The organism is Ruminococcus callidus ATCC 27760 (assembly GCF_000468015.1).
Classification (GTDB): Bacteria; Bacillota; Clostridia; order Oscillospirales; family Ruminococcaceae; genus Ruminococcus_C; species Ruminococcus_C callidus.
Genome location: NZ_KI260329.1, coordinates 1 through 4,947, shown reverse-complemented (window position 1 = coordinate 4,947; position 4,947 = coordinate 1). Strand labels below are relative to the sequence as shown.

Below are 4,947 nucleotides of genomic sequence, written 5' to 3'. Positions count from 1 at the left end.
ATCTTACGCACAAGCTTTATTCAGTGTTTCCCTATTGCACTTACTTCATATTCTTATAAATACTGCCGAAATCGTCCGGTGAGATCCGGAAGATCGCCTTGCCAAGGATCGCATCCCGCGGCACGAAGCCAACGAACTGCGAACGGCTGTCAGTAGAATTGTTCCGGTTGTCACCCATGACGAAATAGTAGCCTTCCGGTACTGTGACCGGATAGCTGGCGAAGCCGTCTTCCTGATTGGCTGTCAGTTCCCGAATGTAGGGTTCATCCAGTACCTCACCGTCTACTGTCACTTCGCCGGTGGCAAAGTCAATGTTGATCTCCTGTCCGCCGGTGGCAATGATCCGCTTGATCAGTCGCTTTTCCTGCGGCAGACCGTTGCCCTCTACCAGATTGCCGTCTTCATCATACAAATAGGAATGTGTATTGTTGACAATGACAATATCTCCGTATTTCGGCGTATACAGCAGGTCAGACATCAGCAGACGATCCTTGTCGTGCAGGGTTTCCCGCATGGAATCCCCGTCTACTGTGACCGGACGCACTACATAGGCAAACAGCAGAATGACTACGAAAATCGAAACGAATACGGTTTCCAGTATCTCTGCCACATCGCTCAGAAAAGAACTTTTCTGCGGCTCCTGCTGCTGCTTTTCTTCCTCTTGTATTGTCTGTTGTTCCATTCCGCCGTTCTCCATTTCTAACCGCTGGTGCTTTCGCCAGCCGGTTGCAGTCTTCCGATAATAAAAAAAGGACAATACTGTCCCTTTTTTACTGCCGACAGGCAGGTGTCATGAAGCAAACGACGACACGCACACCGATTCTGCCCGTCTTTGCATTTTGTGCATGATTCTTTTGATTATCGAATCTGTTCCTTAACCTTAGCAGCCTTACCAACTCTGTCACGCAGGTAGTACAGCTTAGCTCTGCGAACCTTACCCTTACGGATAACCTCTACGCGGTCAACGACCGGAGAGTGCAGCGGGAATACACGTTCGATACCGCAGCCGTGAGCTACGCGGCGAACGGTAAAGGTTTCGCTGATGCCGCCGTGCTTCTTTGCGATAACGGTGCCTTCGAATACCTGAATACGGCTCTTGTCGCCTTCCTTGATTCTTACGTGTACCTTTACGGTATCGCCGACTGCGAATGCCGGTACTTCCTGCTTCAGGCTTGCGTCGCTGATTGTTTTCAATGCATCCATGGTTAAATCCTCCTAAAATTTGCGAACATTCATTCACGTGTTCCTCTGCCGCCGTTCAGCATTGGGCGGTGGAACGCTGCCGTATTTTCTCACAGCATCGTCAGCGGACTGTCCGATTTAATGTCGTTCTGCTGAGCCGCCGATTCCCATCGGACGCACAGCCGGCATTAACCTCACACGTTACCGTGCGGATCATCTGTGCCGCGGCTTTTTCAGCCGAATTCGGCACAAATTTCAAATGCTTTTATATCATACCACATTTCCGCAGAAAAAGCAAGTGTTTTTTCAAAAAAATTTTTGTTTTTCTTCTGTGAGCAGTTCTGTCCGGCAGATCTCCGGAGAAACCCACGTCTGTTCCGTCTGTTTTTTCCACGTTTCCAGCAGCAGCATGGGGTTCAGGTTGGCAGTGCTCCCTGCCGGCAGGCAGAGCCGCAGTTCCAGTGCATCAGGCAACGCCTCGGCACCGGTCACCTCCAGCATAGGCTTCAGGTCTACTTCTTTGGTGCCGCCTTTTTTGGTACGCTTTTCCGTGAGGATCTCCGGCTGTGCCGCAAACGCACAGAAAGAATCGTACAGTTCCCCGCTGCTTTCGCCGGGGATCCGCACAGTGTAATTGGCGTATGCCAGCTTTTTGAACGCCAGCATGCCTTTCCACGCTTCCAGAATCCGGATCCCTTCCGGCAGGACGGCGTTCAGCCGTTCCATGACCGCATCACAGGGCAGCTCCTCTGTCAGTTCCAAGTCCATTTGTTCCGCGGTGCTGAAAAATCCCAGCGGCAGCGTGGTGGCAAAGGAAGTCTGCATGTGCGGGTGAAAGCCCTCGGAATACGCCGCCGGCAACTTTGCCCGACAGACGGCTCGCTGAAAGCAGCGGATCAGATCCAAGTGGGAAATATATCTGGCTCTGCCGGTTTTGGCAAAACGCATTCGAACGATGTTTTTCAAAAGCAAGCCCTCCCGATTCTCCGGTTTACGCCGCAGCCGGCACATTTGGCTCGGCAGTGGGGTGTGGTTTCTGAAGCATGTGCTGTCTGGTTTTCCCGCACAAAAAAGGATTTCTCCACCAGATAATCCAGATGATCCCACGGGAAGATCTCGTCATAGGCTCTGGTGCGGTTGGCGTAAAAGGAAGCGGATACGCCGCAGTCTGCCATTGCCTGCTCCCAGATCTCATAATGAAAGCACTCGCTCCAGCTGTCAAATTTGCTGCCCAGCTGCCATGCCCGTTCAATGACTGGTACCAGCCGCCGGTCGCCGCGGGCAAGCACCGCCTCCAGCAGGCTGATCTCGTAGGTGTGCCAGCTGACTTTGATCTTCTTCCGATGCCGCGGCTGGATACAACTTAAAAGGTGCTCCTGCCGTGCCAGCAGTTCCTCGCGGGAAACCTGCGGTTCAAACTCGAACGGTGTGAACGGCTTCGGCACAAAGGTGGCACAGCTGATGGAGATCTGTATGGTCTTGCCTTTGGAACGTTCCGGCGTATTATAATAGAGGTCGATCAGCTTTTCCGCCAGATGCACAATACCCTCTACGTCCTCCATAGTTTCTGTGGGCAGTCCCATCATGAAGTACAGCTTTACCGTAGCGAATCCGCCGGAAAAGGCAATGCCGGCAGTCCGCATCAGTTCTTCTTCGCTGACATTTTTGTTGATAACGTCCCGCAGCCGCTGGGTACCTGCTTCCGGTGCGAAAGTCAGACTGCTTTTCCGCACGCCCTGAATCCGATCCATCAGTTCCTTGGAAAAGTTGTCCACCCGCAGAGAGGGCAGGGTGATGTTGATGCGGTTTTCGTCCAGATAGGGCAGCAGTTCGTTCAGCGTTTCTTCCAGCTGGCTGTGGTCGCTGGTACTCAGAGAGGACAGGGACAGTTCCTGATAGCCGGTGGTATCGCAGAGCGAACGGCACTGCCGGACGATGGTTTCCGGCGATTTCTCCCGAAACGGACGGTACAGGAAGCCTGCCTGACAGAAACGGCAGCCCCGTATACAACCGCGAAGCACTTCTTCCACGGCACGGTCGTGCACCGTTTCCATAAAGGGTACCACAAATGTTTCCGGATAGAACGCCTTGTCCATGTCCTGTACGATCCGTTTGGTCACCTTTTCCGGTGCACCGTCTTTCGCCGTCACTGCGGCAATGGTACCGTCCGCCTGATAGGTCACCTCGTACAGAGAGGGCACATAGATCCCCTCGATCTGTGCCGCCGCACGGAGAAATGCAGAGCGGCCTGCTCCCTGCCGCTTCATTCTTAAGTAGAGGTCCATGAGTTCCAGATTGACTTCCTCGCCCTCCCCCAGAATAAACAAATCGAAAAAGTCCGCCAGCGGTTCCGGATTACAGACACAGGGACCGCCGGCAACCACCAGCGGTGCCAGTGCTTCGCCGCGATCACAGGCATGCAGCGGAATTCCTGCCAAGTCCAGCATATTCAGGATATTGGTATATGACAACTCATATTGCAGCGTAAAGCCCACGAAGTCAAATTCCCGCACCGGATCCAGACTTTCCAGTGCATACAGCGGAATCTGGTATTCCCGCATCAGTGCTTCAAAGTCTGCACAGGGTGCAAAGACCCGTTCACACCAGAAGTTTTCCCGTGCGTTAATTAAACTGTACAGAATTTTCATGCCCAGATGGGACATGCCGATTTCGTAAGTATCCGGAAAGCAGAACGCAAACCGAACATCGACTGATTCCCGCTCTTTGCAGATACTGCCCACCTCGCCGCCGATATACTGTGCCGGCTTCTGTGCCTGTAACAGCAGCGGCTCTATTTTTGCTCGTACATTCATAATTTTGTCCTCATTCATCAAGTGTTCTTCGGTATTGCCTGACAGGTTCTCAGTGCAAGAGAGCATTCAATGACACTTTCCGCACCAGCGGCAGCCGTTGCAGCTGTGCTTTCTTTTGCAGTTCTGGCAACGTGGCTGCATGGGTACGTGGGTATCTCCTGCCGGATAGGACAAACCGGAACGCTGTGCCTGCACACGCTGATATGCTTTAGGAATGCAGTACACCTTTCCGTCCTTACAGAAATAGTTTCCGGTTCCGAGAAACCGAAACGGAACGTCTGCGTTCCGGCACTGGTCGTGCAGGGATCTGATCCACTCATAGCGGCAGGGGCGGTTGCCGTCGTAGTTTTCCCCGTCGCAGAGTACCTGTTCCACCTGTCCGGTGGCAAGGTACTTTTCGGCATGCACTTCAGAAAGAATCGGTGCGATCATGAACGCCTTGTGCTTTGCCGGAACTGCCAGCAATAAGGGCAGCCGTTCCTCTGCACATTTCTGATTTTCCGTTGTCACACACAATGTCACGTTTTCCCAGCCGTCGCCCCAGTCTTCCGGCAGGTGGTCTGCCATACGTTCTGCCCGCTTCGTCTGAATCCAGAAGTGCACATCTCTGCGGCAGCGTATCATGTCCCATACTTCTTCCCGCCAGTCGTCTGCCTCTTGCAGAAAAAAGTCGCTGGTCATACAGACGTGCAGCATTGTCCCTGACGGAATCTTGTATGCACCCTGTCGAGTCTTTTTGACGGGCAGGTTGAAATTGGTCTTTGTCCGATAGATCTCGCTGCCGTCCCTGTCACGCTGTGCATCCAGATAATACATATAGCAATGTGCACAGCCTTCGCTGTATTTCCGGCAGCCGTGCCAAGGATTCCATGTCAGAAACGCTTCCTGCTCCACAGTCCAAACCCATTCCTTTCTTCAAAGGCAACACCGCACAAAGAGCGTCTGGCGACTT

The 4,947-nt window shown here is 53.0% G+C and carries 5 protein-coding genes; all 5 read right to left on the bottom strand.

What is annotated here, in order from left to right; translation table 11 throughout:
- Positions 1-40: 40 nt before the first annotated feature.
- Positions 41-682, bottom strand: coding sequence for a signal peptidase I (gene lepB / locus RUMCAL_RS03110; protein WP_040646782.1), 642 nt, complete (start codon positions 680-682; stop codon positions 41-43).
- Positions 683-858: 176 nt separating this feature from the next.
- The gene (rplS, locus tag RUMCAL_RS03105; protein WP_021681046.1) at positions 859-1,203 is read right to left on the bottom strand and encodes a 50S ribosomal protein L19; all 345 of its coding nucleotides are present in this window, start codon (positions 1,201-1,203) and stop codon (positions 859-861) included.
- 285 nt (positions 1,204-1,488) lie between these two features.
- On the bottom strand, positions 1,489-2,148 hold the full coding sequence (locus RUMCAL_RS03100) for a TIGR03936 family radical SAM-associated protein (protein WP_051343633.1): 660 nt from the start codon (positions 2,146-2,148) through the stop codon (positions 1,489-1,491).
- On the bottom strand, positions 2,145-3,995 hold the full coding sequence (locus RUMCAL_RS03095; protein ID WP_040646780.1) for a TIGR03960 family B12-binding radical SAM protein: 1,851 nt from the start codon (positions 3,993-3,995) through the stop codon (positions 2,145-2,147). The genes RUMCAL_RS03100 and RUMCAL_RS03095 overlap by 4 nt, the downstream gene beginning before the upstream one ends.
- 66 nt (positions 3,996-4,061) lie before the next feature.
- Positions 4,062-4,889, bottom strand: a complete 828-nt coding sequence (locus tag RUMCAL_RS03090; RefSeq protein ID WP_051343632.1) for a DUF5131 family protein — start codon at positions 4,887-4,889, stop codon at positions 4,062-4,064.
- Positions 4,890-4,947 lie beyond the last annotated feature (58 nt).